This window comes from Dapis hubbardiae BLCC-M172, assembly GCF_050016015.1.
Lineage (GTDB): Bacteria > Cyanobacteriota > Cyanobacteriia > Cyanobacteriales > Microcoleaceae > Trichodesmium.
In genome coordinates, this window is sequence record NZ_JBNHEQ010000038.1 from 52,131 (window position 1) to 54,319 (window position 2,189).

2 protein-coding genes are annotated in these 2,189 nt (G+C 38.4%); both read right to left on the bottom strand.

The features are described from left to right. Positions 1-1,618 (bottom strand): hypothetical protein (locus tag ACP6PK_RS04285; RefSeq protein WP_426558053.1); only part of this gene is annotated, 1,618 nt, incomplete at its 3' end. A 95-nt stretch (positions 1,619-1,713) separates the two neighbouring features. Further along, positions 1,714-2,189 (bottom strand): WD40 repeat domain-containing protein (locus tag ACP6PK_RS04290; protein ID WP_426558055.1); only part of this gene is annotated, 476 nt, incomplete at its 5' end.

Consider the following 2,189-nt stretch of genomic DNA (forward strand, 5'->3'; position numbering starts at 1 on the left):
AAGTCAATGCCTGAGAATCTAATAACCAAAAATCAATGTCATATTTTTGGATAAAATTTTTCACTTGTTCTAAATTCGGACTATATTGGGCTTGGATTAAATCATTTGCTCGTTGTTTTATCTCAGCATAATATCCTTGGTGATATGGCAAAGCATATTCTGAACCGACTAATATTGAACGTTTAGCAAAAGTAGGAATATTATTAGCTTCTAATGCTAAGGAAGCAACGCGGATATCTGAGGGTTGTTTGGCTAAAAATTCATAAAGTTCGGGTGCTTTTCCTACTACATAATTAGTGACGGGAAAGTTGTTGGTTAAAGCTGGATATAAAAGGAGTAAAATTAATACTATATATATAGATAACTTACGCAAATAAACCAAGAAACCGGGTTTATTACTCTGATTCAAATCAAGAAATTTATTTGATAAACCCGGTTTCTCCGTAAGTCCTGATATAGATATAGTTTTGATTTTTCCGACTGGTTTTGTTTGGGAGGAATGGTTGAATAGATGGAATTTTTGCCTGAGAAAATCAATTATTAAAGTAAAGGCTATTCCACCAGCTAATGCCATGATAATTCTGAGGCTATGTTGACTGTAACGACTAGGATGATGTAGTCGAAATAATAATAAGTGGGCGGCTAAAAATATTCCGGTTGATGCTAGGGCTAATTCTGGTAAAAGGATTATTTTGTTAGTGACTTTTTTGGCGAGGGGAAAGTAATTTAAGCTTAAGAAAATGATTAATAATAATCCTGCCCAAACTTGGGGAGGGAGGAAAGATTGAGATAACCATTCTGGAGGAATAATACCGGAGCGATCGCCTGTTAACCAAAAATCAAAACTATTATCTGAAAAGAAGGATGCTCTACCTCCAGGAAAAAATTCTGGTAATTTTTTGGCTTGGGTTAATGTAATTATCGGACTATATTTGGAGGTATTTAAGGCGTAGGGTAGAAGTACAAAAAATGCTGTGGTTAAACCAATGGTTAAAATGGTAAATTTTTGCTGGTTTCGGAAGTAGAGAAAGTCTAAGACTAAGAGGGCGGAACATAGAAAAACTCCTTGGGGATAAAATAATCCGAGAAGAGAGATTGTTATCGCTATTCCTAAGCAAGAATGTCTGAGGAAGTAATAGAGAAATCCTAGGAATAAAGGATAGAAAAATGCTCTGGGGGTGGCGGAGATTAAGTCGTCTTTGAGCCAGAGATTTTGATTCAAAAATAATGTGCTGAGAAATCCCGCGAGTGGCACGGGTAATATTTCTATTGCGACTCCAAAACAATAGGTAGTTGTGATTAATCCTAATATTATTGGCAGGAATTTATTGAGTAATAAAGGTGGGATGCCGATGAGGGAAAATAGTTGATAAAAGTAGGTATATCCTTTGGGGGCGACTGATTGAAAATAGTCGGCAATAATATCGTTGGGAAAAAGTTCTGGATTGAGAAATCTTGCCATCCAAAAAACATGGGAGCGAGCGTCATCTTGGACGACATATTGATGGCTGAAGGCGGGAATTATTCCTAAAATTCCACAAATTATGGCTAGGGTTAGGCTGAGGTAAAACCAGAATTTTGTTGGGGGTAATGTGGTTAAATATTTAGGTAAATTCATTTAATTTCGGAGTAACATAATTCCGTCGATCATCATACAATGCGTAGGGGCGAATGACCATTCGCCCCTACAATATCTGGATTTGACATGGTATCTCATTTCCCAACACCATCACACAAATGTCTATCGCTTTCACTGACATTGGGGTTATTTTCTAGGTAGTCGCGCATCCAGTTGCAACCCCATTCATGGAGGCGATCGAACTTCCAAACGTTCCAAAGTTTCACTGTTTTGTCACTACTTGCAGTTGCAATAATCTCGCCATTCGGGCTAAATGCTACACCCCAGACCCAATTCTCATGGCCGGTGAGAGTCTGCAATAATTGCCCCTGACGGTTCCACAACTTCACTGTCTTGTCATAACTTGCAGTGGCAATAGTCTCTCCATCCGGACTAAATACTACACCATAGACCGAATTCTTATGCCCTACCAGAGTCTGCAATAATTGCCCCTGAAGTTTCCATAACTTCACTGTTTTGTCAGAACTAGCAGTGGCAATAGTCTCTCCATCCGGACTAAATGCTACACCATAGACCCAATTCTCATGGCCGGTTAAAGTCTGCAATAATT